This is a genomic window from Streptomyces sp. NBC_00090 (genome assembly GCF_045160815.1).
GTDB lineage: Bacteria > Actinomycetota > Actinomycetes > Streptomycetales > Streptomycetaceae > Streptomyces.
In genome coordinates, this window is the sequence record NZ_CP108224.1 from 1,949,140 (window position 1) to 1,972,703 (window position 23,564).

The 23,564-nt window shown below is 73.2% G+C and carries 26 protein-coding genes; 16 read left to right on the forward strand and 10 right to left on the reverse strand.

What is annotated here, in order from left to right:
- Positions 1-5: 5 nt before the first annotated feature.
- Positions 6-1,661, reverse strand: coding sequence for an FAD-binding dehydrogenase (locus tag OG361_RS08540; RefSeq protein WP_405852735.1), 1,656 nt, complete (start codon positions 1,659-1,661; stop codon positions 6-8).
- Between the two features lie 85 nt (positions 1,662-1,746).
- Between OG361_RS08540 and OG361_RS08545 the strand changes: the two genes are divergently transcribed.
- From OG361_RS08545 to OG361_RS08565, 5 genes are all read left to right on the forward strand, one after another.
- Positions 1,747-2,376, forward strand: coding sequence for a TetR/AcrR family transcriptional regulator (locus OG361_RS08545; protein ID WP_405852736.1), 630 nt, complete (start codon positions 1,747-1,749; stop codon positions 2,374-2,376).
- Positions 2,377-2,439: 63 nt separating this feature from the next.
- A complete protein-coding gene (locus OG361_RS08550; protein WP_384560967.1) occupies positions 2,440-3,204 on the forward strand; it encodes a glucose 1-dehydrogenase in 765 nt (254 codons plus the stop codon).
- A gap of 78 nt (positions 3,205-3,282) precedes the next feature.
- The gene (locus tag OG361_RS08555) at positions 3,283-3,798 is read left to right on the forward strand and encodes an NUDIX domain-containing protein (RefSeq protein WP_405852737.1); all 516 of its coding nucleotides are present in this window, start codon (positions 3,283-3,285) and stop codon (positions 3,796-3,798) included.
- 89 nt (positions 3,799-3,887) lie between these two features.
- On the forward strand, positions 3,888-4,283 hold the full coding sequence (locus OG361_RS08560; RefSeq protein WP_384560961.1) for a YidH family protein: 396 nt from the start codon (positions 3,888-3,890) through the stop codon (positions 4,281-4,283).
- A 43-nt stretch (positions 4,284-4,326) separates the two neighbouring features.
- Positions 4,327-4,665: a DUF202 domain-containing protein gene (locus OG361_RS08565; RefSeq protein WP_384560958.1), complete on the forward strand. Its 339-nt coding sequence runs from the start codon at positions 4,327-4,329 to the stop codon at positions 4,663-4,665.
- Between the two features lie 21 nt (positions 4,666-4,686).
- Here the strand turns inward: OG361_RS08565 and OG361_RS08570 are convergent, their stop codons facing one another.
- Positions 4,687-5,616, reverse strand: a complete 930-nt coding sequence (locus OG361_RS08570) for an NADP-dependent oxidoreductase (protein WP_405852738.1) — start codon at positions 5,614-5,616, stop codon at positions 4,687-4,689.
- A 141-nt stretch (positions 5,617-5,757) separates the two neighbouring features.
- Between OG361_RS08570 and OG361_RS08575 the strand changes: the two genes are divergently transcribed.
- Both OG361_RS08575 and OG361_RS08580 read left to right on the forward strand, forming a co-directional pair.
- Entirely contained in the window at positions 5,758-6,054 is a 297-nt protein-coding gene (locus OG361_RS08575) for a hypothetical protein (protein WP_405852740.1), read from the forward strand.
- 87 nt (positions 6,055-6,141) lie between these two features.
- Positions 6,142-7,053 carry an MBL fold metallo-hydrolase gene (locus OG361_RS08580; protein ID WP_405852741.1) on the forward strand — a complete coding sequence of 304 codons (912 nt, stop codon included), beginning with the start codon at positions 6,142-6,144 and terminating at the stop codon, positions 7,051-7,053.
- Positions 7,054-7,105: 52 nt separating this feature from the next.
- On the opposite strand, the gene OG361_RS08585 is transcribed toward OG361_RS08580, so the two are convergent.
- Positions 7,106-8,404: an enolase C-terminal domain-like protein gene (locus OG361_RS08585; RefSeq protein WP_405852743.1), complete on the reverse strand. Its 1,299-nt coding sequence runs from the start codon at positions 8,402-8,404 to the stop codon at positions 7,106-7,108.
- 131 nt (positions 8,405-8,535) lie between these two features.
- On the opposite strand from OG361_RS08585, the gene OG361_RS08590 reads away from it, so the two are divergent.
- Positions 8,536-9,558 (forward strand): phosphotransferase, encoded by a 1,023-nt coding sequence (locus OG361_RS08590; RefSeq protein ID WP_405852744.1) that lies wholly within the window; start codon positions 8,536-8,538, stop codon positions 9,556-9,558.
- A 6-nt stretch (positions 9,559-9,564) separates the two neighbouring features.
- On the forward strand, positions 9,565-10,779 hold the full coding sequence (locus OG361_RS08595; RefSeq protein ID WP_405852745.1) for an acyl-CoA dehydrogenase family protein: 1,215 nt from the start codon (positions 9,565-9,567) through the stop codon (positions 10,777-10,779).
- Between the two features lie 27 nt (positions 10,780-10,806).
- On the opposite strand, the gene OG361_RS08600 is transcribed toward OG361_RS08595, so the two are convergent.
- The 3 genes from OG361_RS08600 to OG361_RS08610 all read right to left on the reverse strand — a co-directional run bounded on the left by OG361_RS08600 (position 10,807) and on the right by OG361_RS08610 (position 13,123).
- Positions 10,807-11,643, reverse strand: a complete 837-nt coding sequence (locus OG361_RS08600; RefSeq protein WP_405852746.1) for a hypothetical protein — start codon at positions 11,641-11,643, stop codon at positions 10,807-10,809.
- Between the two features lie 26 nt (positions 11,644-11,669).
- Positions 11,670-12,263, reverse strand: a complete 594-nt coding sequence (locus tag OG361_RS08605; RefSeq protein WP_405852747.1) for a TetR/AcrR family transcriptional regulator — start codon at positions 12,261-12,263, stop codon at positions 11,670-11,672.
- An 83-nt stretch (positions 12,264-12,346) separates the two neighbouring features.
- Complete coding sequence (locus OG361_RS08610; RefSeq protein ID WP_405852748.1) at positions 12,347-13,123, reverse strand: SDR family oxidoreductase; 777 nt, start codon at positions 13,121-13,123, stop codon at positions 12,347-12,349.
- A 198-nt stretch (positions 13,124-13,321) separates the two neighbouring features.
- On the opposite strand from OG361_RS08610, the gene OG361_RS08615 reads away from it, so the two are divergent.
- The 4 genes from OG361_RS08615 to OG361_RS08630 all read left to right on the forward strand — a co-directional run bounded on the left by OG361_RS08615 (position 13,322) and on the right by OG361_RS08630 (position 18,228).
- Positions 13,322-14,578, forward strand: coding sequence for an exo-beta-N-acetylmuramidase NamZ domain-containing protein (locus OG361_RS08615; RefSeq protein ID WP_405852749.1), 1,257 nt, complete (start codon positions 13,322-13,324; stop codon positions 14,576-14,578).
- Between the two features lie 75 nt (positions 14,579-14,653).
- Complete coding sequence (locus OG361_RS08620) at positions 14,654-15,997, forward strand: erythromycin esterase family protein (RefSeq protein WP_405852750.1); 1,344 nt, start codon at positions 14,654-14,656, stop codon at positions 15,995-15,997.
- Positions 15,998-16,138: 141 nt separating this feature from the next.
- On the forward strand, positions 16,139-17,464 hold the full coding sequence (locus OG361_RS08625) for a serine-threonine protein kinase (RefSeq protein WP_405862152.1): 1,326 nt from the start codon (positions 16,139-16,141) through the stop codon (positions 17,462-17,464).
- Between the two features lie 146 nt (positions 17,465-17,610).
- Positions 17,611-18,228, forward strand: a complete 618-nt coding sequence (locus OG361_RS08630) for a hypothetical protein (RefSeq protein WP_384560933.1) — start codon at positions 17,611-17,613, stop codon at positions 18,226-18,228.
- Positions 18,229-18,487: 259 nt separating this feature from the next.
- Here the strand turns inward: OG361_RS08630 and soxR are convergent, their stop codons facing one another.
- Complete coding sequence (gene soxR / locus OG361_RS08635) at positions 18,488-18,958, reverse strand: redox-sensitive transcriptional activator SoxR (RefSeq protein WP_384560929.1); 471 nt, start codon at positions 18,956-18,958, stop codon at positions 18,488-18,490.
- A gap of 158 nt (positions 18,959-19,116) precedes the next feature.
- On the opposite strand from soxR, the gene OG361_RS08640 reads away from it, so the two are divergent.
- Entirely contained in the window at positions 19,117-19,578 is a 462-nt protein-coding gene (locus OG361_RS08640) for a MaoC family dehydratase (RefSeq protein ID WP_384560927.1), read from the forward strand.
- Positions 19,579-19,660: 82 nt separating this feature from the next.
- On the opposite strand, the gene OG361_RS08645 is transcribed toward OG361_RS08640, so the two are convergent.
- From OG361_RS08645 to OG361_RS08655, 3 genes are all read right to left on the reverse strand, one after another.
- Entirely contained in the window at positions 19,661-20,293 is a 633-nt protein-coding gene (locus OG361_RS08645; protein ID WP_405852751.1) for a TetR/AcrR family transcriptional regulator, read from the reverse strand.
- A 91-nt stretch (positions 20,294-20,384) separates the two neighbouring features.
- Positions 20,385-20,672 carry a YiaA/YiaB family inner membrane protein gene (locus tag OG361_RS08650; RefSeq protein WP_405852752.1) on the reverse strand — a complete coding sequence of 96 codons (288 nt, stop codon included), beginning with the start codon at positions 20,670-20,672 and terminating at the stop codon, positions 20,385-20,387.
- Positions 20,673-20,739: 67 nt separating this feature from the next.
- On the reverse strand, positions 20,740-21,897 hold the full coding sequence (locus tag OG361_RS08655; protein ID WP_405852753.1) for an acyl-CoA dehydrogenase family protein: 1,158 nt from the start codon (positions 21,895-21,897) through the stop codon (positions 20,740-20,742).
- A gap of 68 nt (positions 21,898-21,965) precedes the next feature.
- Here OG361_RS08655 and OG361_RS08660 point away from each other — a divergent pair, with 68 nt between their 5' ends.
- Both OG361_RS08660 and OG361_RS08665 read left to right on the forward strand, forming a co-directional pair.
- Positions 21,966-22,721, forward strand: coding sequence for a TetR/AcrR family transcriptional regulator (locus tag OG361_RS08660; RefSeq protein ID WP_405852754.1), 756 nt, complete (start codon positions 21,966-21,968; stop codon positions 22,719-22,721).
- Positions 22,722-22,739: 18 nt separating this feature from the next.
- On the forward strand, positions 22,740-23,435 hold the full coding sequence (locus tag OG361_RS08665) for an ArsR/SmtB family transcription factor (RefSeq protein ID WP_405852755.1): 696 nt from the start codon (positions 22,740-22,742) through the stop codon (positions 23,433-23,435).
- Positions 23,436-23,564 lie beyond the last annotated feature (129 nt).

Sequence of the window (23,564 nt, forward strand, 5' to 3'; positions counted from 1 at the left end):
GCGCCTCAGCCGACCGCCTGTGCCGCCGCCCTTCCCGCCGCGCGGCCCGAGAAGATGCAGCCGCCGAGGAAGGTGCCTTCGAGGGAGCGGTAGCCGTGGACCCCGCCGCCGCCAAAGCCGGCCGCCTCGCCCGCCGCGTACACGCCCTCCAGGGGCTCGCCGCTCTCCGTCAGGACGCGTGAGGAGAGGTCCGTCTCCAGTCCGCCGAGGGACTTGCGGGTGAGGATGTTGAGGCGGACGGCGATCAGCGGGCCGGCCTTGGGATCGAGGATGCGGTGCGGGGAGGCCGTGCGGATCAGCTTGTCCCCGAGGTACTTGCGGGCGCCGCGGACCGCCGTGACCTGGAGGTCCTTGGTGAAGGGGTTGGCGATCTCGCGGTCGCGGGCGGTGATCTCCCGGCGGAGGGCGTCCTCGTCGATGAGCGGCTCCTCGGTGAGCGCGTTCATCCCGCGGACGAGGGCGGAGAGGTCGTTCTCCACGACGAAGTCGACGCCGTGGTCCATGAAGGCCTGGACCGGCGCCGGTACGTCGGCGCGGGCGCGGCCGATCACGTCGCGGACGGACTTGCCCGTGAGGTCGGGGTTCTGCTCGGAGCCGGAGAGGGCGAACTCCTTGCCGATGATCCGCTTGTCGAGGACGAACCAGGTGTGGTCGTGGCCGGTCCGCATGATGTGTTCGAGCGTGCCGAGGGTGTCGAAGCCGGGGAAGAGCGGGACGGGCAGTCGCCTGCCGGTCGCGTCGAGCCAGAGGGAGGAGGGGCCGGGGAGGATGCGGATGCCGTGCCGGGCCCAGATGGGGTTCCAGTTCTCGATGCCCTCGGTGTAGTGCCACATCCGGTCGCGGTTGATGTGGTGGGCACCGGCCTTCTCCGCGATGCCGAGCATCAGTCCGTCGACGTGGGCGGGGACGCCGGAGAGCAGCTTGGCGGGCGGGGTGCCGAGCCGCTCCGGCCACTGCTCGCGTACGAGGTCGTGGTTGCCGCCGATGCCGCCGGAGGTGACGATCACCGCCTGGGCGCGCAGCTCGAAGGTGCCGGTGGGCGTGCGGGTGCTGGCGGTGCCGCGGGCGGCGGTGGAGGGTTCCAGGACCTCGCCGGTGACGGTGTCGACGGCTCCCGCGGTGCGGCCGAGCCCGGTGACGCGGTGGCGGAAGCGGAGCTGGACGAGGCCGCGGGCGACGCCCTCGCGGACCCGCCGCTCGAAGGGGGCGACGAGGCCGGGGCCCGTACCCCAGGTGATGTGGAAGCGGGGTACGGAGTTGCCGTGGCCGTTGGCGTCGTAGCCGCCGCGCTCGGCCCAGCCGACGACGGGGAAGAACCGCACGCCGCGCGCGTGGAGCCAGGAGCGCTTCTCGCCGGCGGCGAAGTCCACGTACGCCTCGGCCCACTTCCTCGGCCAGTGGTCCTCGGTCCGGTCGAAGCCGGCGGTGCCGTACCAGTCCTGGAGGGCGAGGGCGTGGCTGTCCTTGACGCGCATCCTGCGCTGCTCGGGCGAGTCGACGAGGAAGAGGCCGCCGAAGGACCAGTGGGCCTGGCCGCCGAGCGACTGCTCGGGCTCCTGGTCGAGGAGGATCACGGTGCGGCCGGCGTCGACCAGCTCGGCGGTGGCGACGAGCCCGGCGAGACCGGCCCCGATCACGATCACATCAGCGTCGTAGGACATGGATCGCATCTTGGATACACGGATGTATCGAGTCAACCGTTTCGCCGCCCTCCCGTTTTCTAATGTCGAGCATTAATATGTTCGTATGGCAAGGACGTCGGGACCTGAGACCCGGGAGAAACTGATCCGCGCGGCGGAGGAGCTCTTCGCCGCCCGAGGCGTCGACGGCGCGCAGCTGCGGGACGTCGTGGCGCTGGCCGGGCAGGCCAATCCCTCCGCGGTCCAGTACCACTTCGGCTCGCGCGCCGGGCTGCTCGACGCGGTCATGGCCGGCCGCCAGGCCCGTACGCGCGAGGTGCTCGCGCCCCTGCTCGACGCGGCGACGGACGATCTGAAGGAGCTGGTCGCGGCCCTCGTCACGGCCGAGGCGAGCGAGCTGCGCACCGAGCGCGGCCGCCGCTGCCTGCGGATCTCCGCACAGCTCAGCCACGAGAGCGGCGTCCGCAGCCGCACCCCGCACCCCACCCTCGCCGGCACCGTCTACTGGGACCTGATCGAGCGGCTGGCGGACCGCCTCGCCGCCACCGGACTGCCCGAGCCCCTGCTCCTGGAGCGCCTCGACCTGGCGCTGACCGTGGTGGGCGCGGCCATGGCGGACCGGGCCCGGCAGTACCTCGACGGCACCGAACCCCTCACCGGCGAGGCGCTCTTCCTCGCCGACCTGGTCGAGACGACCACCGCGCTTCTCCGGGCCGCACAGCCCCGGAGCGTCTGAGACACGCGACAGCGACACCAGCCGCGACCGCGACAGCTTCCGCAGGACCTTGAAGGGACCCTCATGAACGACCTCACCGGCAAGACCGTGCTCATCACCGGCGGCGCCCGCGGCCTGGGCGCCGAGGCCGCCCGGCAGGCCGTGGCCGCCGGCGCCGATGTCGTGATCACCGACGTCCTGGACGAGGACGGCCAGGCGACCGCCGACGCGCTCGGCGAGCGGGCGCGCTTCCTCCACCACGACGTGACCTCCGAGGAGGGCTGGGCGGCGGCCGTCGCGTACGCCGTGGCGGAGTTCGGCGGGCTGCACGGCCTGGTGAACAACGCGGGCATCTCCACGGGCGCCTTCCTGGAGACCGAGTCCGTCGAGCACTTCCGCAAGGTCCTCGACATCAACCTGACCGGTGTCTTCATCGGCATGAAGGCCGCGATACCCGCGATGAAGGAGGCGGGCGGCGGCTCGATCGTCAACATCTCCTCGGCCGCGGGCCTCATGGGCCTGGCGCTGACCGCCGGTTACGGCGCCTCCAAGTGGGGCGTGCGCGGACTGACGAAGATCGGCGCGGTGGAGCTCGGCACGGCGGGGATCCGCGTCAACTCGGTCCACCCGGGCATGACGTACACCCCGATGACGGCCTCCGTCGGCATCGAGCGCGGCGAGGGCAAGTACCCGAACACGCCGATGGGCCGGGTCGGCGAGGCCGACGAGATCGCGGGCGCCGTCGTCTTCCTGCTCTCGGACGCCGCCTCGTACGTGACGGGCGCGGAGCTGGCGGTGGACGGCGGCTGGACCACCGGCCCGACCGTCAAGTACGTCATGGGGCAGTGAGACCGGCTCCCCCTGCTCGGGCCTGTTCGGGTCTGCTCCGGCCTGTTCGGGTCTGTTCGGGCCTGGTTGGATGGCGGAATGAGCGCCGCTGAAGAGATTCTCGATGTCGTCGACGAACACGACCGGGTGATCGGACGGGCCCCGCGCGGTGAGGTGTACGCGCAGGGCCTCATCCATCGCTGCGTCTTCGTCCGGGTCCGGGACGCCGAGGGCCGGACCTTCGTCCACCGCAGGACGCCGACCAAGCTGGTCTTCCCCTCCCTGTACGACATGTTCGTCGGCGGGGTCGTCGGCGCGGGCGAGTCCTACGACGAGGCCGCGCTCCGCGAGGCCGAGGAGGAGTTGGGGGTCACCGGACTGCCCCGGCCCGAGCCGGTGCTGACCTTCCTCTACGACTCCGGGGGCGTGGCCGGGAAGTGGTGGTCGGCGGTGTACGAGGTCCGGTGCGACCTGCCGGTGCACCCGCAGGTCGAGGAGGTCGCCTGGCACGACTTCCTGACGGACGAGGAGTTCGCCGCGCGGCTCGGCACGTGGGAGTGGGTGCCCGACGGCATGGCCGGGTACGAGCGACTGCGGGCGCACGGGGCCTGGTGACGGCGCCGGGCGGGGCCGGGTTTCGGGCACCGAACGGGCCGGGTGAGGGGCGCCGGGCGGGTCGATCACCCGGCCGTTAGGGTGCACGTGTGAGCGATTTCGTGCAGAGTCTGCGGCTGTGGTTCGCGCCGCAGCGGATCCGGGACGAGGGCGACACCCCCGACTACCGCTTCTCCCTGGCCAACGAGCGGACCTTCCTGGCCTGGATCCGTACCGCGCTCGCGCTGGTGGGCGGCGGTTTCGCCGTCGACCAGTTCCTGCCGGACCTGCGCTGGGGCGTCCGGGTCGGGCTCGCGCTCGCGCTGCTCGGGGCCGGTGTGCTGTGCGCGCTGCGGGCGGTGAACCACTGGGTGCGCTGCGAGCGGGCGATGCGGCGCGGCGAGGACCTTCCCGGGTCCCGGTTCCCCGCGGTGCTGAGCCTCGTGGTGGCCGTGGTGGCGGTGGCGATGGTGGTGGTCGTGCTCTTCGGCTGGACCGGGCAGTGACCGGACGGACCGGACGGACCGAGCGGAAGGGCCGGACCGCGCGGTGACGGGGGCCCACGGCACCGGGGCCCCCGACCCGGAGGTCCGGGACCCCGGGCTCCAGCCGGAGCGGACGCGGCTCGCGTGGCGGCGTACGACCCTGTCGTGGACGGTGGTGGCGGTGCTCGCCGTCAAGCTGGCCCTGCACGACGACACCACCGCGACGGGGCTGACCGCCCTCGCGCTGTCGGCGCTGGTCTGGATCGGCTTCCTCGCCGTCGCCCACCGCCGTATCCGCGCCCTGAGCACGGTCAGGCCTGGCCCGCTCTCGCATCGGGGCGCGCTGCTCGCCGCGGGATGCACGATCGCGCTGGCCGCCCTCGGGGCGGCGATGATCTGGTGACCCGGCGGGGCGTCCCGGCGGTCAGGGGACGGTGACGACGACCTTGCCGTTCAGACCGCCCTCGGCGTTGGCGCGCTGGGCGTCGGCCGCCCGCTCCAGGGGGAACGTCCTGGCCACCCGCACGGTGAGGACGCCCTCGTCGACCAGGTCCGCGATGGCCGCGAGGTCGACGGGGTCCGGGCGCACCCAGAAGTAGCGACCGCCGAGGGCGAGGACCTCGCCGTCGGCGATCGAGGCGAGGCGGCCACCCGGGGCGAGCAGGGCGGCGGAGAGCTTCAGGAACGGGCCGCCGATGGTGTCGAGGACGGCGTCCACGCCCTGCGGGGCGAGGGTGCGGACCTGCTCGGCGAAGGTGCGCTCGTCGTACTGGACGGGCTCTGCGCCGAGCTCCGCGACCCGCTCCCGGCCCGCGTCCCGCGCGGCGCCGATGACCCGGCAGCCGTGGTGGCGCGCGATCTGGACGGCCATCGACCCGACGCCGCCGGCCGCCGCGTGCACGAGGACGGTCTCGCCCGGGCGGACCGCGAGGGCGTGGTGGAGGACCTGGTAGGCGGTGAGGCCGACGAGGGGCAGGGCGGCGGACTCCTCGAAGCCCAGGGTGCGCGGCTTGCGGGCGAGGGTGCGGACGGGAGCGGCGACGTACTCGGCGAAGGTGCCCCGGGAGAGGAAGTCCTCGCGGACGTACCCCATGACCTCGTCGCCCACGGCGAACTCGGTGACGGAGACGCCGGGGCGGATGACGACACCGGAGACGTCCCAGCCGGGGACGACGGGGAAGACCGCGTCCAGCATGCCGTCGAGGTATCCGGCCTGCGCCTTCCAGTCGACCGGGTTGACGGAGGCCGCCCGCACCTCGACCAGGACCCCGTCCGGACCGATCTTGGGGTCGGGCAGCTCGCCGTACTCCAGGACCTCGGGGCCGCCGTACCGGCTGTAGCTGATCGCCTTCATACCCCGACACTCGGCCGGGCCCGGGGCTCTCGCAAGTCGGGCGGGAGTGCATGATCACGGCGATTCACGTGAATCAGGACGAGCGGGGTATATGGAACTAGCCTGGAAGGGAGTCAGCCGACCCCTCGCAGAGGCCACGTCATGACCGTTCTCCACCACGAGCACCCCACCCACGCGCACTCCCACGGCCCGCAGTGCGGGCACACCGTCGTCACGCACCGGGACCATGTCGACTACGCCCACAACGGGCACCTGCACCGCGAGCACGCCGGGCACTGGGACGAGTGCGAGACCACCTCGCACATCCCGCACACCCACCCCGACCACACGCACGGGCCGGAGTGCGGACACACCGCCGTCGAGCACGGCGACCACCTCGACTACGCGCACGACGGGCACCGGCACGCGGCGCACGGCAACCACTGGGACGACCACTGACGCCCTCGACCTGCCCGGCTTCCCGGGAGCTCGTCCCGACTGGCACTCTTCCCCTGTCCAGTCGGGCTCTCAACCGGGGGAATCCCTTTGTCTGTCACCGATCCCTACGTGGTCGCGCTCGCGCCGAACGTCCACGCCTTCGTCCAGCCCGACGGCGGCTGGTGCCTGAACAACGCCGGCTTCCTCGGCGACGCGCGCGAGTCGCTCCTCGTCGACACCGCGGCCACCGAGCGGCGGGCGCGGCTGCTGCGCGAGGCGGTGCTCGCCGAGGGGCTGCCGCTGCCCCGGACCATCGTCACGACGCACCACCACGGCGACCACACCTACGGCAACGGGGTGTTCCGGCCGGAGGCGCGGATCGTCGGGCACGAGAACTGCCGGACCGAGCAGCTCGCCGCCGGACACCAGCTCCATCTGCTGTGGCCGCAGACCGACTTCGGCGAGGTCGACATCCTGCCGCCGTCCGTCACGTACCGCGAGCGGCTGACGCTGTACGTCGGCGAGATCGAGGTACGGGTGATCCACCCGGGCCCGGCGCACACCACGGGCGACTCGATCGTGCACCTCCCGGAGCAGGGCGTGGTCTTCACCGGCGACCTGGTCTTCCACGGCGGGACGCCCTTCCTGCCGATGGGGTCGCTCTCCGGCTCGCTGCGCGCGCTCGAACTGCTGCGCTCGCTCGACGCGCCGACGGTCGTGCCGGGGCACGGCCGGGTGACCGACCCCTCGGCCTACGACACGACGGAGCGGTACCTGCTCTGGGTGCGGGAGCTGGCCGCGGAGGGGTACGCGAAGGGGGCGACGCCGCTGGAGACGGCGCGCCGGGCGGAGCTCGGGGAGTTCGCCGCCTGGCAGGAGAGCGAGCGGCTCGTCGCGAACCTCCACCGGGCGTACGCGGAGCTGGAGGGCCTGCCGGAGGGGTCGCCACTGAACCCGGTGGCGGTCTTCGGCGACATGGCGGCCATGAACGGCGGGATGCCGGTGGCCTGCCACGCCTGACACCGCACCCGTGGCCTGTCACGCCTGACACCGCGCGATCGAAACCGGGGCCTCACCAGCGCGGGACCCGGGGTGTGCGCCACTCCGGGTCCGCGACGCGCATCGCCGCGGCGTCGTCGCGCTCCCGCAGGGTGCCGTCGTCGTCGAGCCAGCGGCGGTGCAGCGCCGCGAGCGCGGCCCGGTCGAGCTCGACGCCGAGGCCGGGCGCGTCGGAGACCGCGAGCCGGCCCGCGCGGAAGACGGGACGGGTGGTGACGACGTCCTCGGTCTGCCACGGGTAGTGGGTGTCGCAGGCGTGGTGGAGCTCGGGCAGGGTGGCGGCGACCTGGGTCATGGCGGCGAGGCTGATGCCCAGGTGGGTGTTGGAGTGCATGGAGAGCCCGACGCCGTAGGTGCGGCAGAGCGCGGCCAGTTCGCGGGTGCGGTGGAGACCGCCCCAGTAGTGGTGGTCGCAGAGGACGATCCGTACCGCCTCCTTCGCGAAGGCCTCCGGGACCTCCTCGAAGGTGGTCACGCACATGTTGGTCGCGAGCGGCACGTCCGTGGCGGCGGCGATCTCGGCCATGGCGCCGGTGCCGCTCGCCGGGTCCTCCAGGTACTCCAGTACGTCCTTCAGTTCGTGCGCGACGGCGAGGGAGGTCTCCACGGACCAGGCGCCGTTGGGGTCGAGGCGGAGCGGGCGGCCGGGGAACTCCTCGGCGAGCGCGCGGATCGCGGCGATCTCCCGCTCGGGCGCGAACACCCCGCCCTTGAGCTTGAAGGAGCGGAAGCCGTGGAGGCGGTCGAAGCGGCGGGCCTGGGCGACGATCCCCGCGGGGTCGAGGGCCGCGCCCCAGTCGTCCGCCGGGTCCGCGCCCGGGTGGGCGGCCCAGCGGTAGAAGAGGTAGGCGCTGTACTCGACGGTGTCGCGGACCTTGCCGCCGAGCAGGGCGTGGACGGGCAGGCCGAGGGTCTTGCCGAGGGCATCGAGGCAGGCGGTCTCGAAGGCGGAGACGACGGAGAGACGGAGCTTGTCGGCGGTCCTGACACCGCGCAGGCCGCCCGCGTCGACGCCCGTGTCCAGGGACTCCGCCGTGCCCGCGCCCGTGCCGAGGTCGGAAAGCGCGAAGAGAGCGTTCACGTCCGTGACCGAGTGTCCGGGCAGAGCCTCGGCCAGCGGGCGGGCGAGGTCGAGGTAGACACCGTCGCCGTAGGTCTCCCCGAGGCCGCTCACCCCTCCCCTGGTGATCACTTCCACCACGAGCCGGGGCGTAAAGGGCTGGTGGACGCCCTGGACGTTGAGGAGGGGCGGGTCGGAGATGAGGATCGGGGTCAGCCGGACTTCGTCGACGAGCAGCATCTTCGCATCCATATGTGAACTCTATTCAGGGATAAGACCTGAGAGCCAGAGCGCGGACGGGGTTTCCCAGCACCCCTCTGGACGACATACCGACTGGTCGGTCATCATGAATGCCGACCGAAGCCGATCCGGAGGTACGCACCATGAGTCCCGCCCCGCCGCCAGGTCTCGACCCCGAGCAGCTGCGCCGCTTCCTCGACCGGGAGCGGCCCGGCCTGGTCGCCGGCCCCCTCGAAGCCCGGCTGATCGAGGGCGGCCGCTCGAACCTGACCTACGTCGTGACCGACGGCACCGGCCGCTGGGTCGTCCGCCGGCCGCCGCTCGGCCACGTCCTCGCCACCGCCCACGACATGCGGCGCGAGCACCGCGTCATCAGCGCCCTGCACACGACGGACGTGCCGGTGCCGGAGACGCTGCTGCTCTGCGAGGACGAGACCGTGCTCGGCGCACCCTTCTACGTCATGGAGTTCGTCGACGGGACGCCGTACCGCTCCGCCGAGGAGCTCGCGCCGCTCGGTCCCGAGCGCACCCGCGCCGCCGCCCTCGGCCTGGTCGACACCCTCGTCGACCTGCACGCCGTGGACCCGGCGGCCGTCGGGCTCGGCGACTTCGGCCGCCCCGAGGGCTTCCTCGACCGGCAGCTGCGCCGCTGGGGCAAGCAGCTCGACGCCTCGCGCGGCCGCGAGCTGCCGGGGATCGAGGAGCTGCACGCGGCCCTCGGCCGCGCGCTGCCGGAGTCACCCCCGCCCACCGTGGTGCACGGCGACTACCGGCTCGACAACGTCCTCATCGGCGAGGACGACCGGATCCGGGCCGTCCTCGACTGGGAGATGTCCACGCTCGGCGACCCGCTCACCGACCTCGGCCTGCTCGTCATGTACAGCACGCCGCTCGATCTGCCGGACTCCCCCATCTCGACGACCGCCACGGCCCCCGGCCACCCGAGCGCCGCCGAGCTGGTCGAGCGCTACGCGGCCCGCTCGGGCCGCGACACCTCCGCCCTCGCCTGGTACACGGCCTTCGCCTGGTTCAAGCTCGCCGTGATCCTGGAGGGCATCCACTACCGCTGGACCCTCGGGCAGACGGTCGGCGCCGGCTTCGACCGCATCGGCGAACTCGTCCCCGTCTTCATCGAGCACGGCCTGACCACCCTTCAGGAGGGCTGACCCGCCATGGACTTCGCCTACGACGCACGCACCGAGGAGCTCCGCGCGAGGCTTCTCGCCTTCATGGACGAGCACGTGTACCCGGCCGAGACCGTCGCCGAGGAGCAGCGCGCCCTGCTCGCCTCGCCCTGGGACACCCCGGCGGTGGTCGAGGAGCTCAAGGCCGAGGCCAAGCGGCAGGGCCTGTGGAACCTCTTCCTCCCGGACGCGGAGTACGGGGCCGGGCTGACCAACCTCCAGTACGCGCCGCTCGCCGAGATCACCGGCCGCAGCCCGCACCTGGCCCCCACCGCCCTCAACTGCGCCGCCCCGGACACCGGGAACATGGAGCTGCTCGCCCAGTTCGGCGACGAGGCGCAGAAGAAGCAGTGGCTTGAGCCCCTCCTGACGGGCGAGATCCGCTCGGCCTTCGCGATGACCGAGCCCGAGGTCGCCTCCTCCGACGCGACGAACATCGAGACCCGGATCCGGCGGGACGGCGACTCGTACGTCGTCGACGGACGCAAGTGGTACATCTCCGGGGCGATGAACCCCGACTGCCGGATCTTCATCGTCATGGGCAAGACCGATCCCGACGGGACGGACCTCCGCCGCCAGCAGTCGATGATCCTCGTGCCGCGCGACACCCCCGGCGTCGAGGTGCGGCGCGCGATGCAGGTGTACGGGTACGAGGACCACTCCCACGGCGGCCACGCCGAGGTGGTCTTCGACGACGTCCGCGTCCCCGCCTCGCACCTCATCCGCGAGGAGGGCGACGGCTTCGCCATCGCCCAGGCCCGGCTCGGCCCCGGCCGCATCCACCACTGCATGCGGCTCATCGGCATGGCCGAGCGGGCCGTCGAGCTGATGTGCCGCCGCGCCGTCTCCCGTACCGCCTTCGGCAAGTCCCTCGCCCAGCAGGGAGTCGTCCAGAACTGGATCGCCGACGCCCGGGTGACGATCGAGCAGCTGCGGCTCCTCGTCCTCAAGACGGCCTGGCTCATGGACACCGTCGGCAACCGGGGCGCGCACACGGAGATCCAGGCCATCAAGATCGCTACTCCGCGCGCGGTCGTCGACATCATCGACAAGGCCGTTCAGACGCACGGGGCGGGCGGGGTCTCGCAGGACTTCCCGCTGGCCGAACTGTGGGCGGCGGCGCGGACGGTGAAGCTCGCGGACGGGCCGGACGAGGTGCACCAGCGGTCGCTGGCGCGCCGGGAGCTGAAGAAGTACCTGTAGGACCGGCTTCGGCCGCATGCCCCGGGCTCAGCCCAGGCGCAGGCGCAGGTGCAGGTGCAGGTGCAGGTGCAGGTGCAGGTGCAGGCAGACGATGCCCGTCGCCGTGTGGACGCAGAGCCGTTCGTCGTCGAGCCGGTCCAGGCCCAGGATCTCCCCGCCGAGGTGGATCCGGTGCAGGACCTCCGTGGTGTCGGCGGCGAACAGCGTCAGGACGCCGTCGGCACCGGCGGTCAGGACCGTGCCGCGGCCGTGGTGCAGGTACCCGACCGCGGCGGCGAAGACCCGAGCGCCGTCCGGCACGAGCCGCACCGAGCGGACGTCGGTCAGTCTGGCGTCCAGGGGGTCCTTCACCCGGCTGTCGGCCGGGTACATGGCGAGGTAGCGATTGCCCCTGTCGTTGGGGGCGATACAGGCGACGAACCGGGGGACTCCGGTGCCCGGTACGGGGAAGGCCCCGACCAGTCCGCGCGTCTCGGGAAAGGGGATGGGCGGCCCACTCGCCCGGAACCGCCCCCCGACCGGCTGCCGCTTCCGCTTCCACTTCCTCTTCCCGGGCCGGTCCCGGAGGAGGACCGGGGCACCCGGGTGGACGTCGACGGCCGGACCGTCGTCCCGCTCCTCCGTGCGGTCCAGTACGGCGCCGCTCGCGCCGTCCAGGAGACGCGCGCCGTCGGCGTCCTGGACGACCACGACGGGCCGGCCGGAGCTGTACCCGGCCCGGACGCGCGTCACGGGATCGTCGACGGACTCCCCGTCCACGGGCGGCGGCCCGAGGTGCCAGCCCTTGGCGGACCTGGCGTCGGCGCTCAGGGAGGCCAGCCGGTGGTGTCCGTCCGGCCCGTGGCCGGCCGCGACCCCGTTCACGGGCCCAGTGATACCCCGAGGGGCTGTCAGGGGCGGAGGGCTCGGAGCAGGAGGTCGGCGAGGTGGCCGGCGACCTGCTCGGGGGTGAGGGGGCCGTCGGGGCGGTACCAGGTGGAGAGGTGGTGCACGGAGCCGAAGTGGTAGTCGACGACCAGGTCGGCGGGGGTCGCCGAGGAGAAGACCCCGGAGCGCTGCCCTTCCTCGACGAGGGCCCGGAACCGCTCGTGGTAGCGGCGCCGTTCGGAGCGGACCTGCTTGTTCTTCTCCGGGCTGAGGTGGTGCATGGAGCGGAAGAAGATGGCGGCGTCGTCGAGGTTCTCGATGGTGGTGACGACGACGTCGGCGGCCGCGGCGCGCAGCCGCTCCTCGACGGGCGCGTCGGCGTCCGCGTAGCCGTCGAGCCGCTCCTGCTGGAGGCGCAGGACCCGGGAGTAGACCTCCTGGAGGAGGTCCTCCTTGGAGCCGAAGTAGTGGTACAGGGCACCCTTGGTGACCCCGGCCGCCTCGACGATCTCCTGGACGGAGGTGCGGTCGTAGCCCTGCTCCGCGAAGAGCCGGGTGGCGGCGGCGAGGAGCCTCTGTGGGACGGGTGTGCCGCCCCCGTCCGTCGTCCTGGCCATGCTCCGCCGCCTTCCACCGTGATCGTTCCTGGTCCGGGGACCATAGTCCCCGTCCCTAGATCTTCCCATCCGCCGGGGCCCTCTTATCGGGTGCCCGTCTCCCAGGTGCGCTGGACGTGGTTCATGGTGCCGAGCCAGCGCTCGGGGTCGGTGGCGCGGTTGCGGTAGTAGGCGGCGACCTCGGGGTGGGGCAGGACGAGGAACCGGTCGGCGTCGATGGCGTCGAGGAGGGCGTCGGCGACGTCCTCGGGCTCGATGGCGGTGGGGGTGAGGACGAGCTCGCCGGCCGATCCGGCGGCGGTCAGCATGTCCGTACGGACGCCCTGCGGGCAGATGGCGTGGACCTTGAGGCCGCGGTGCCGGTAGGTGAGGGAGAGCCACTCGGAGAAGGCGTAGGCCCCGTGCTTGGAGACGCTGTACGGGGCCGCGCCGATCATGGTGAGCAGTCCGGCGGCGGAGACCGTGGAGACGAAGCGGCCGGTGCCGCGCTCCAGCCAGTCGGGGAGCAGGGCGCGGGCCGCGCGGACGTGGGCCATGACGTTGACGTCCCAGGCGGCGGCCCAGACGTCCTCGTCGGCGAAGGCGTCGCCGGGCGAGGAGAGTCCGGCGTTGGCGCACCAGATGTCGACGGTGCCGCCGAGGGCCTCGCGGGCCTCTTCCACGACGGCGGAGGCGTCGCCCGGGACGGCGATGGCGCCGATCTCCTCGGCGACGGCCTTGGTACGGACGGGGTCGAGGTCGTTGACGACGACCCGGGCCCCTTCGGCGGCGAAGCGGCGGGCGAGGGCCGCGCCGATCCCGCCGCCCGCTCCCGTGACGACCACGCCGGCGCCCTCAACGGCACTCACGTCCGCGCTCATGGATGAACCCACCTCTCCGAACCTCACCGGGACGGTGATGACGACGATGACGATGACGATGACGGCAGACTAACCGGTCGGTATGTCGTGAGGGAAGAGTCGGTCCGCACGCCTCGTTCCCCGGGGCGGTCAGGAGCGCTAGCGTGCGTGCCCATGTCACGCGCCCCGGCCGGGGACGGCGATCGAGGAGGTTTCCGCATGAGCCTGTCGCGACGGAGTCTGCTGGCCGCCGGGGGCGCCCTCGGCTCGGTGGGCGCGGTGTCCGCCACCGCGCCCACCGCCTCGGCCGCACCCGCCGCCGGGCGCCACCGGGTGCGTACCGGCTTCGAGCGCCTCGCGGCGGACGGGTACGCCCTGCTGGCCGGCGAGCGGGTCGGTGTCGTCACCAACCCGACCGGGATCACCGCGGACGCCCGGCACGTCGTGGACGTGATGCACGCCGACGAACGGGTGGACCTGGTCGCCGTCTTCGGCCCCGAGCACGGCTTCCGGGGCACCGCACAGGCGGGCGGCTCCGAGGGGCGGTACGACGACCCGGCGACCGGGCTGCCCGTCTACGACACGTACCTGAAGAGCGGGCAGCCGCTGGCGGACGTCTTCACGGCCTCCGGCGTCGACACGGTCGTCTTCGACATCCAGGACGTCGGCGCGCGCTTCTACACGTACATCTGGACGCTGTACGACTGCATGGTGGCCGCCGCTCTCGCCGGGAAGCGGTTCGTCGTCCTCGACCGGCCGAACCCGGTGACCGGACGGGCGGCGCTCGGCCCCGTCCTCGACCGGGCCTTCGCGACCTTCGTCGGGCGCGAGCCGATCGCGCAGGCGCACGGCATGACGGTGGCCGAGCTGGCCCTGCTCTTCAACGCGGAGTTCCTGGCCGCGCCCGTGGCCCTGGAGACCGTCCGCATGACGGGGTGGCGGCGCACGGAGCTCTTCGACGCGACCGGGCTGCCCTGGGTGCCGCCGAGCCCGAACATGCCGACGCCCGACACCGCGCTCGTCTACTCGGGCACCTGCCTCTTCGAGGGGACGAACCTCTCCGAGGGCCGGGGCACGACCCGCCCCTTCGAACTGCTCGGCGCCGAGGGGATCGACCGGCGGTGGGCGGAGACGGCGAACGCCCTCGGCCTGCCCGGAGTCCGCTTCCGCGAGGCGTACTTCGCCCCGACCTTCTCCAAGTTCCAGGGGAAGACCGTGGGCGGGGTGCAGCTGCACGTCCACGACCGCGACTCCTTCGACCCGGTACGGACCGGGATCGGGCTCCTGGTCACCGCCCGGCGGTCGTGGTCGGGCTTCGCCTGGCGGGCGGACCACTGGATCGACAAGCTGACCGGCTCGACCGGGGTGCGGACGCTGATCGACGCGGGCGCGGACACCGACGAGGTCGTCGGGGCGTGGGAGACCGGCCTGACGGCCTTCCGGGCGGTACGCGAGGAGTATCTGCTCTACCGCTGACGGGGGTTGACCCCCCTGCCGACAGGGGGGCCGGCGGGATGTCCCCGCGGGCGGCCCGCCGACCAGGCTGGCCCCATGAACCTCTCCTTACGACGCCGCTCCGCCCGCGCCAGGTCGGCCCTCGTCGGAGTGCTCGTCGCCGCCTCCCTCGGCGCCCTGGCACCCGCCGCCGGGGCGACCGGCCGGCCGGCCCCCGACCCCGCACGCGAACTCGCCCGCACCGCCCACCCCCTGACCGACCTGAGCGCGCTCGACCGGATGATCGGCTCGGCGAAGGTCGTCGGCATCGGCGAGGCCACCCACAGCTCGGCGGAGTTCTTCGCGGCCAAGCACCGGATCTTCGAACACCTCGTGGAGCGGCGGGGCTTCACCACCTTCGCCCTGGAGGCCAACTGGTCCACGGGACTGCTCGTCGACGAGTGGGTCCGCACCGGGCGGGGCGACATCCGGGCGATCATGCGGGACGAGTTCCAGGAGTCGTACCGCCTCTGGAACACCGAGGAGTACCTCGACCTCTTCCGGTGGATGCGGAAGTACAACGGGCTTCACCCCCGTCGCCCGGTCCGCTTCCTGGGGACCGACCTCGGGTACGCGGGACCGAACCTCTTCGACGCCGTCACCTCGTACGTGGCCCGCACCCGCCCCGCGCTCCTCCCCCGCTTCCGGGAGCTGTACCGGGACTCGCGGCCCTCGGGCGAGGTCGAGTCCTGGATGAAGGCGTACATGGCCAAGCCGCGCCCCGAGCGGCAGCGGATGGCCGACGACGTGAACCGGGCCCTCGCCCTCCTGGAGCGGCAGCGGCCGGGCGAGGACCCGGGGGCGCGGGAGGCGCACACCTGGGCCGTCCAGCACGCGCGTGCCGTCGCCCAGGTCGGCACCGAGTTCGCCCACGACCTGACGGAGGCGGGGGCCGCCGCGGCGATGCTCTACCGGGACCGCGTCATGGCGGAGAACACCGTGTGGTGGCAGCGGCAGACCGGCGACCGGATCGTGCTCTCCGCGCACAACGGGCACGTCGGGTACGTGACGCCGAAGCCGGACCAGTACCCGCGCATCCAGGGCGCCTTCCTGCGGGACGCCCTCGGCCGGGACTACGTGAGCGTCGGCGCCTCCTTCGGGCAGGGCTCGTTCAACGCGCACGACACCGAGGCCCCCGGCGAGCCGCTAAGGGCCTTCACCGTCGGCCCTCTCGGCCCGGACAGCCACGCCCACACCCTGGACCGGGTCTCCCCCGGCGCCTTCTACCTGGACCTGCGGCGGACGACCGGGGCGGCGCGCGACTGGCTCGACGCGCCCCGGCGGGCCCGGCACATCGGGACCGCGTACCCCTGGCCGGGCGACATCGTGCCCGTACGGCTCCCGGCCTCGTACGACCTGCTGATCCACTTCCCGCGGGTCTCGGCGGCGCGGCTGCGCTGACGGTACGCCAGGAGGGCCGCCCCGCCACGTCTGGACGGGTCCGCGCGCGGGCATGCTCGCCATGGAGCCGCCGCCCGCGCACCCGCGCGCCTCGGCGCGGCGGCCACCTCGACGTGGAGGGACGGTCGGGCCGTGACCGGGATGAGTGTGGAGCCGTACCGGGAGATCACCTTCGACAAGGACGGCGACGGGCCGCCCGGGCAGTCCGCGGCCCTCGCCGCGCTCGCCCGGCAGGGGGTGACGGACCTGGTGCTGCTGGCGCACGGATGGAACAGCTCCCCGTCCGGCGCCACCCGCCTCTGCTCGGACTTCTTCGCCCCCTTCCCCGGTCTGTTCGGGCCGGGGGTCGAGGCCGGGTACGCGGGGGTGATCTGGCCGTCGATGATGTTCACGGACGAGCCGGTCCCCGACTACCGGGCGCTGGTGACGATCCTCCCCGAGAAGGAGCCGGTCCTCGGGCGGCTCACCGAGCTGCTGGCGCTCGCGCCGCCGGACGAGGCCGCGTTCATCGAGTTCGGGTCGCTGCTGAGGGAGCTGACGGACGTGCACGGGGCCGCGGACGGGGGTGGGGGTGCGGACGGGGACGGGAGCGCGTACGGGGACGGGAGTGGGGACCTGGACGGGGAGGCGGTTCTCGCCGGGGCCTCCGCGGAGCCGGTGCCAGCGTTCCTGGTCGCGGACCCGGTGGAGATGTGCGCCCTGTTCACCGAGGCGGTGGAGTCGACCGGCGGCTCCGTGCCGGCCGAGGGCTTCGGGGAGGGGCTGAAGCGGTACTGGAAGGGAGCCCGGGAGGCACTGCGGCAGGCCACGTACTACGTGATGAAGCGGCGGGCCGGACGGGTCGGCGAGCTCGGGCTCGGGCCGCTGCTCGGCGAGGTCGCCCGGAGCGCCCCGGGGCTGCGCGTCCACCTCGTGGGGCACAGCATGGGCGCCCGGCTCGTCGCCTACGCGCTGCGGGGGCTGCCGGCGGGGGCGCGGCCCGTGACCTCCGTGACCCTCCTCCAGGGCGCCTTCTCGCACTACGCCTTCGCCGCCCGGCTGCCGCACGACCCCCGGCGGTCCGGCGCGCTGAGGGACGCGCAGCACCGGGTGCGCGGCCCGGTGGTGGCCTGCTACTCCCGGCACGACACGGCGCTCGGGGTGATGTACCCGCTGGCCTCCCGGCTCGCGGGCGACTCCGAGTCGCTCGCCGGTCCGGTCGCGGGGCCGGGCGGCAGGCCGCTCGGCGGTCCGCTCGCCGGTCTGCTCGGCGCCGGGGACCCGCGCTGGGGCGCGATCGGGCACGACGGCGTCCAGGCGGTGCCGGGGACGGTGGAGCGGACTCTGGCCGCGGTGCTGCGCGAAGGGGTGCCGGGGTCGGGGTGCGTGAGCGTGGACGCGGCGGACGTGGTCCGCTCGCACAGCGACATCCTCCGGCCCGAGCTGGCCCGGGTGGTGGTGTCGGCGGCCCGGGCGGGCCGCGGGTGAACCACACCGGACGCGTTGGTTCCGCCGCGTGTCGGGGGTCCCTCCGACCCCGTTGATGGCTGCCATCCGATTTTCGATGGAACATCGCGGGCCACTCGTTCGTCCCTCTGATACCGCGGAAGGACCAGCGACGGAGGTGGCGAGAGATGGCCGGTTTCCGGAGTCTCGCGAGACAGGTGCGCGATCCCGGGTGCGACACGGCGCTGCGCAGGTACTCACTGCGCAAGTGCCTGGAGCGGTTCGCGCCGTACGGGCACCGGGCGACCTGGGACCATCTGTGCCGCCGGCACAGGTTCGGTCCCGAGGACCGGGAGCTCGACCCGGGGCGGCTGGTGGCCGCGCTCGACGAGCTGGAGGAGGCGCGGGCCGTGTGGCTCGCGTACGAGGAGCGGTTCGCCGCGCGGCGGCGGCGCGAGAAGCACGACGGGCTGCGCCGGCCCGGCGCGCTCGACGACTGGCACCGGCGGGTCTGGGGCGGCAACGGGGTCGTGCGGTGCGGCGACCCGGCCGTGCATCCCTCCGACCCGCTGCCCGAGGTGCTGCGGCGGCTGATCACCGCTCTGGAGGACGGCCCCGGCGAGCGGTGCCCGGTGTGCGCGGGACCGCGGATCCAATGGCGGGCGGGGTCGGGCGACACGTACGAGCCGTGGCTCGGCCCGGTCTGCGGGGACTGCGGCGTGGGCGTCCCGCGCGCGGTGCTCACGTCGGGCGCGCTGGCCCGCGCCCGCGGGGAACTGCGCCGGCCGCTGGCTCCGGCGGCGTGATGCCCGGGGGGACCGGACCTTGCGCGTCCGCGCGGTCTCCCGTGCTCCAGGTGCGTCTCAACGGGTCCCGGGGCCCGGGGAGGCGGCCGGGGTGCCGCTGTCGCCCGAGTCGCCGGCGGAGGCCGCGGCCCTCGCGGTGGCGGCGGGCGCGGGGGCGGTGACGGAGGCGGTGGCGACGGGCGCGGAGGCGGTGCTCGCCTCGTAGCCGTCAGCCCTCGATCCTCAGCCCTCGACCCCTCAGGCCTCGACCCCTCGGTCCTCAGTCCTCGGCGGACTTGCGCACCGGCAGCAGGCGGGAGCCCGCCATCTGCTCGCCGAAGACGTCGTCGGGGTTGGAGAGCACGCAGGTCTCCAGGGAGAGGCAGCCGCAGCCGATGCAGTCCGTCAGGTGGTCGCGGAGCCGGCCCAACTGCTTGATGCGCTCGTCGAGTTCGGTCCGCCAGGCCGCCGAGAGCAGGGCCCAGTCCTCGTTGGTGGGGGTGCGCTCCTCGGGGAGCCGGGCCAGCGCGTCCCGGATGGTGGCGAGGGGGATGCCGACCCGCTGCGCGGCCCGGACGAAGGCGACCCGGCGCAGGGTGTCACGGCCGTAGCGGCGCTGGTTGCCCGTCGTGCGGCTGCTGCTGATGAGCCCCTTCGCCTCGTAGAAGTGCAGGGCGGAGACGGCGGCCCCGCTACGGGCGGAGAGCTGGCCGACGGTGAGCTCGTGGATCTTCTCTGGAATCTGCGGCACTCCCCGAACCCTACGGGACGGTTCAGGACCGGCGCCGTCCATCCGTCGACCCCGGACGTCCGTTGACAGGAGACCACCCGCGCCACAATGCTGAGCAAGCGCTTAGAAAGCGCCGGAGTGAGCCGACCAGAGGGACAGCGACACAAGGGAGCAGGGACATGGCCGAGCCGAGGATCTTCACCTCCGCCGACGAGTTGCGCGCGGGGGTCGGCGAGCAGCTGGGGTACAGCGAGTGGCTGGAGATCGACCAGAAGCGCATCGATCTCTTCGCCGAGGCCACCGGCGACCACCAGTGGATCCACGTCGACCCGGAGCGCGCCGCCGACGGCCCGTTCGGCACGACGATCGCGCACGGCTATCTGACCCTGTCGCTGCTGCCCCTGTTCGTTCCGCAGGTCCTGCGGGTCGAGGGCATGAAGATGGGCCTCAACTACGGCACCGAGAAGGTCCGGTTCCCGTCCCCCGTGCCGGTCGGCTCGCGGCTGCGCGCCACGGCCGTCCTGACGAAGGTCGAGGAGGCGGGCGGCGGCGTGCAGGTGACGGCGGCGGTGACCGTGGAGCGCGAGGGCGCCGACAAGCCCGTCTGCTTCGCGGAGTCGGTCTCCCGCTACTTCTTCTGAGCCCGCGGGGGTGTCCCGACGCCCTCCTGAGCCCGCGGAAGTGTCCGACGCCCTCCTGAGCCCGCCGAAAGCGTCCGGCGGATCAGGGGATCCGGACGACTCCGACCATCCTGAGGACGAGGTCGGCGTAGAGCGCGCCGACCTCGTCGGGTGTCCGGCGGCCCTGTGTGTTGAACCAGCGCGAGACGTCGATGCAGAGCGAGAGCACCGCGACCGTGGTGCCGGGCACGTCCGGCACCACGAACTCGCCGGCCGCCACTCCCTCGTCGATGATCCGGCGCACCGCCGCGTCGGACTGCCGGCGCAGCTCCACGATCTCGGCGCGGTGCTCGGGGCCGAGGGCGTCCAGCTCATACTGGACGACCCGCGCGGTCGTGTGCCGCTCGGCGTGCCAGCGGACGAAGGAGTGCACCGCGTCGGCGAGGCGCTCGGCGGCCGTGCCGTCGCCGTCGGCCGCGGCCCGGAGGATCTCCAGGGCCTTGTCGTGACCGATCCGGCTGATCCGGTGGAGCAGCTCTTCCTTGGTCTTGTAGTGGATGTAGAGCGCGGCCGGGCTCATGCCGGCACGGCCCGCGATGTCCCGGGTGGTGGTGGCGTGGTACCCGCGCTCGGCGAACGCCTCGACGGCGGCCACCAGCAGTCGCCGGGCCGCCTCGGGCGTGACCTCGCCCCAGGGCATGTCCTCGCCCCCGGGCGTCTCCTCCGCCGCGCTCATCGCACACTCCTTCTCGGACCCCGTCAGGACGAACACCATATCAACGAGGGTGAGCAAGCGCTTAGAGCCCGAAGGTCCGGAGACCGGTGGGTCAGAGCTTCTGGAAGGGGTCGTGCTCGGCGAGGATCTTCTCCAGGCGGGCCTGGTCGACCCGGCTGACGATCTGGCCGGCCTCCTGCCGGTCGCGGACGACCTTGGCGAGGGTGAAGGCCGAGGTCGTGAGGTAGAGGACCGAGACGGCGAGGAAGGCCCGCACCCAGGCGCTGGCCTCCAGCTGGTAGACCCCGATGGCCACCGCCGCGCCGGCGACGCCGAAGGAGATGACGGCCTGCGTGTAGTAGGCGGCGGTGTTCTGCTGCTTGACCGGTGTGTCGCTCATGAGGACAGCATCGGACGGATGTGGCCGGTGCCACATCCGTCCGTGTACTCAGGGGGGTACTCAGACGTCAGAAGGCCGAGACCCCCGTGAGCGCCCGCCCGATGATGAGCTTCTGGATCTGGCTGGTGCCCTCGTACAGCGTCATGACCCGGGCGTCCCGCAGCAGTTTGCCGACCGGGTACTCGTCGATGTAGCCGTAGCCGCCGAAGACCTGGAGGGCGTTGTTCGCCGCGCGGACGGCGGCCTCGGAGGCGTACAGCTTCGCCTTGGAAGCGGCGGTGGCGAAGTCCTGGCCCCGGTCGATCAGGTCGGCGACCCGCCAGGTGAGCAGCCGGGCCGCGTCCACGTCGACGGCGATGTCGCTGATCAGCTCCTGCACGAGCTGGTACGAGGCGATGGGCTTTCCGAACTGCTCGCGCTCCCCCGCGTAGCGCACGGCGGCGTCGAGCGCGGCCTGGGCGATGCCGACACAGCCCGCGGCGACGGACATGCGGCCCTTGGCGAGGGCGGACATGGCGACGGTGAAGCCCTTGCCCTCGGGGCCGAGCATCGCGGAGGCCGGGACGCGGACGTCCTCCAGGACCAGTTCGGCGGTGGCCTGGCCGCGCAGGCCGAGCTTGCCGTGAACGGCGCGGCGGGTGAGGCCGGGGGTGTCCGTGGGGACGAGGAAGGCGGAGACGCCCTTGTGGCCCGGGGTGTCATTGGTGCGGGCGAAGAGCAGGACGACATCGGCCCACGTGCCGTTGGTGATGAACATCTTGGTGCCGCTGACGACGTACTCGTCGGCATCGGGGTCGCGCACCGCGCGGGTGGTCAGGTTTCCGGCGTCGGAGCCGGTGCCCGGCTCGGTGAGGCCGAAGCAGCCGAGCGCCTCGCCGGAGGCGAGCCGGGGCAGCCACGCCCGCTTCTGCTCCTCGCTGCCCCAGCCGGCGATCGTCTTGGCGACCAGGCCGAGGGAGACGGAGACGATGCCGCGCACGGAGGAGTCGCCGCGTCCGAGCTCCTCGGTGACGAGGCAGTACGCGAGGTGGTCGCCGCCCGAACCCCCGTACTCCTCCGGGATGGTGAGCCCGAGGAAGCCGACGGCGCCGAGCTTCTTCACGAGGGACCGGTCCACCTCCTCGGCGCGGTCCCACGCGACGGCGTGCGGGGCGACCTCGCGTGCGACGAAGTCCTCGGCGAGCCGCCGTACGGCTTCCTGCTCCTCACTCAGCGCCAGATCCACCGTGCCACCTCGCCCGTCCATTTAATTACCACTGCTAGTTTTCTCTGCGCAGGCCTACTATGTGCGCCATGGCCCGACCGCGCAAGCCCCTGCTCAGCCGAGACCGCATCGTCGAGACGGCGGGCGCGCTCGTGGACGCGGAGGGGCTCGGCGCGCTCTCCACCCGCCGGCTCGCGGCCGAGCTCGGAGTGAGCGGCCCCTCGCTCTACAACCACTTCCGCACGAAGGACGAGATCCTCGACGCGATCGCGGACGCGGTGAGCGCGAAGATCGACCTGTCGATGTTCGAGGAGACCGACGGGCGCGACTGGCGCACGGCGCTGCACGACTGGGCCGTCTCCTACCGCGCGGCCCTCGCCGACCACCCCCACATCGTCCCCGTCCTCGCCCAGGGCCCCGGCCGCCGCCCGGCCGGCCTGCGCGTCGCCGACGCGGTCTTCGGCGCGATGGTCCGCGCGGGCTGGCCGCCGGCCCAGGCCACCTCCATCGGCGCGCTGATGCGGTACTTCGTCACGGGCTCCGCCCTCGGCTCCTTCGCCCGCGGCTTCGTCGACGACGAGACGGCCTACGACCCGGCCGACTACCCCCACCTCGGCCAGGCCCACCTCCTCGCCGAGCACCGCCAGAAGGTGGACGAGCGCGCCTTCGAGACCGGCCTGCGGGCGCTGCTCGACGGGCTGCGGATCCAGTACGAGGGTTCGGTCGCCGGCGGACCGGTCGCCGAGAGCTCGGTCACGGGCGGACCGGGTGTCGGCGGACCGGTCGCCGAGAGCTCGGTCACCGGTGGACCGGTCGCCGACGGTTCGGTCACCGCCGAAGGATGAGTGCGGGACCCTGGGGCCATGGCAGCCAGTGATCTCGCCGCGCTCGCGGCGCTCTTCGCGGACGAGAGCCGCGCCGCTTTCCTGCTCGCCCTGCTCGACGGACGGGCCTGGACCGCCGGGGAGCTCGCTCGGCACGCCGGGGTGGCTCCGTCCACCGCGAGCGAGCACCTCGGGAAGCTCGTGGCCGGCCGGGTCCTCACGGAGGAACGGCAGGGCAGACACCGGTACGTCCGCCTGGCCGACCCCGGGATCGCGCATCTCGTCGAGGACCTGGCGGCCCGGTCCGAGCCCGAGGCGCCCGCGGCCCCGCGCTCGCTGCGGGCCGCGAGCGCCGGGCGGGCGATGGCCCGGGGGCGGACCTGCTACGACCATCTCGCCGGACGGCTCGGCATCGCGATCACCGAGGCGATGACCGTCCGCGGACTGCTGCGCCAGGACACCGGCTTCGCCCTCACGGACCGGGGCGTGGCGTGGTTCGACGAGCTGGGCATCGCCCTCGTACGCAAGGGACGGCGGCCCGTCGCGCGCGGCTGCCTCGACTGGACCGAGCGCCGGCCGCACCTCGCGGGGGTCGCGGGCGCCGCGCTCTGCCGGCACGCGCTGGACACCGGCTGGTGCGTACGGATCGGGTCCGAGCGGGCCGTGAAGGTGACGGCGGAGGGTGAATCCGCGCTGTACGCGTCCCTGGGCATCGCCCCGGCGGCCCTGCGGTAACCGCCTTGCCCGCGCCAAGCCGTCCCGCGATGTCCGCGCCGAGCCGTCCCGTGATGTCCGCGCCGCGCAACCCGGCGCCCGACCCGTGACGCCCGCTGCGAGCCGTCCCGCGATATTGCGGTGAGCGCC

Bases quoted from the DNA above. Each gene is read 5' to 3' on its own strand.
- OG361_RS08650 (WP_405852752.1), bottom strand. From the start codon at position 20,672: ATGAGCGACACACCGGTCAAGCAGCAGAACACCGCCGCCTACTACACG.
- OG361_RS08555 (WP_405852737.1), top strand. From the start codon at position 3,283: ATGAGCGCCGCTGAAGAGATTCTCGATGTCGTCGACGAACACGACCGG.
- OG361_RS08615 (WP_405852749.1), top strand. From the start codon at position 13,322: ATGAGCCTGTCGCGACGGAGTCTGCTGGCCGCCGGGGGCGCCCTCGGC.
- OG361_RS08575 (WP_405852740.1), top strand. From the start codon at position 5,758: ATGACCGTTCTCCACCACGAGCACCCCACCCACGCGCACTCCCACGGC.
- OG361_RS08570 (WP_405852738.1), bottom strand. From the start codon at position 5,616: ATGAAGGCGATCAGCTACAGCCGGTACGGCGGCCCCGAGGTCCTGGAG.
- OG361_RS08605 (WP_405852747.1), bottom strand. From the start codon at position 12,263: ATGGCCAGGACGACGGACGGGGGCGGCACACCCGTCCCACAGAGGCTC.
- OG361_RS08665 (WP_405852755.1), top strand. From the start codon at position 22,740: ATGGCAGCCAGTGATCTCGCCGCGCTCGCGGCGCTCTTCGCGGACGAG.
- OG361_RS08645 (WP_405852751.1), bottom strand. From the start codon at position 20,293: ATGAGCGCGGCGGAGGAGACGCCCGGGGGCGAGGACATGCCCTGGGGC.
- OG361_RS08610 (WP_405852748.1), bottom strand. From the start codon at position 13,123: ATGAGCGCGGACGTGAGTGCCGTTGAGGGCGCCGGCGTGGTCGTCACG.
- OG361_RS08620 (WP_405852750.1), top strand. From the start codon at position 14,654: ATGAACCTCTCCTTACGACGCCGCTCCGCCCGCGCCAGGTCGGCCCTC.
- OG361_RS08630 (WP_384560933.1), top strand. From the start codon at position 17,611: ATGGCCGGTTTCCGGAGTCTCGCGAGACAGGTGCGCGATCCCGGGTGC.
- OG361_RS08640 (WP_384560927.1), top strand. From the start codon at position 19,117: ATGGCCGAGCCGAGGATCTTCACCTCCGCCGACGAGTTGCGCGCGGGG.
- OG361_RS08660 (WP_405852754.1), top strand. From the start codon at position 21,966: ATGGCCCGACCGCGCAAGCCCCTGCTCAGCCGAGACCGCATCGTCGAG.
- OG361_RS08545 (WP_405852736.1), top strand. From the start codon at position 1,747: ATGGCAAGGACGTCGGGACCTGAGACCCGGGAGAAACTGATCCGCGCG.
- OG361_RS08590 (WP_405852744.1), top strand. From the start codon at position 8,536: ATGAGTCCCGCCCCGCCGCCAGGTCTCGACCCCGAGCAGCTGCGCCGC.
- OG361_RS08550 (WP_384560967.1), top strand. From the start codon at position 2,440: ATGAACGACCTCACCGGCAAGACCGTGCTCATCACCGGCGGCGCCCGC.
- OG361_RS08585 (WP_405852743.1), bottom strand. From the start codon at position 8,404: ATGGATGCGAAGATGCTGCTCGTCGACGAAGTCCGGCTGACCCCGATC.
- OG361_RS08625 (WP_405862152.1), top strand. From the start codon at position 16,139: ATGAGTGTGGAGCCGTACCGGGAGATCACCTTCGACAAGGACGGCGAC.
- OG361_RS08595 (WP_405852745.1), top strand. From the start codon at position 9,565: ATGGACTTCGCCTACGACGCACGCACCGAGGAGCTCCGCGCGAGGCTT.
- OG361_RS08540 (WP_405852735.1), bottom strand. From the start codon at position 1,661: ATGTCCTACGACGCTGATGTGATCGTGATCGGGGCCGGTCTCGCCGGG.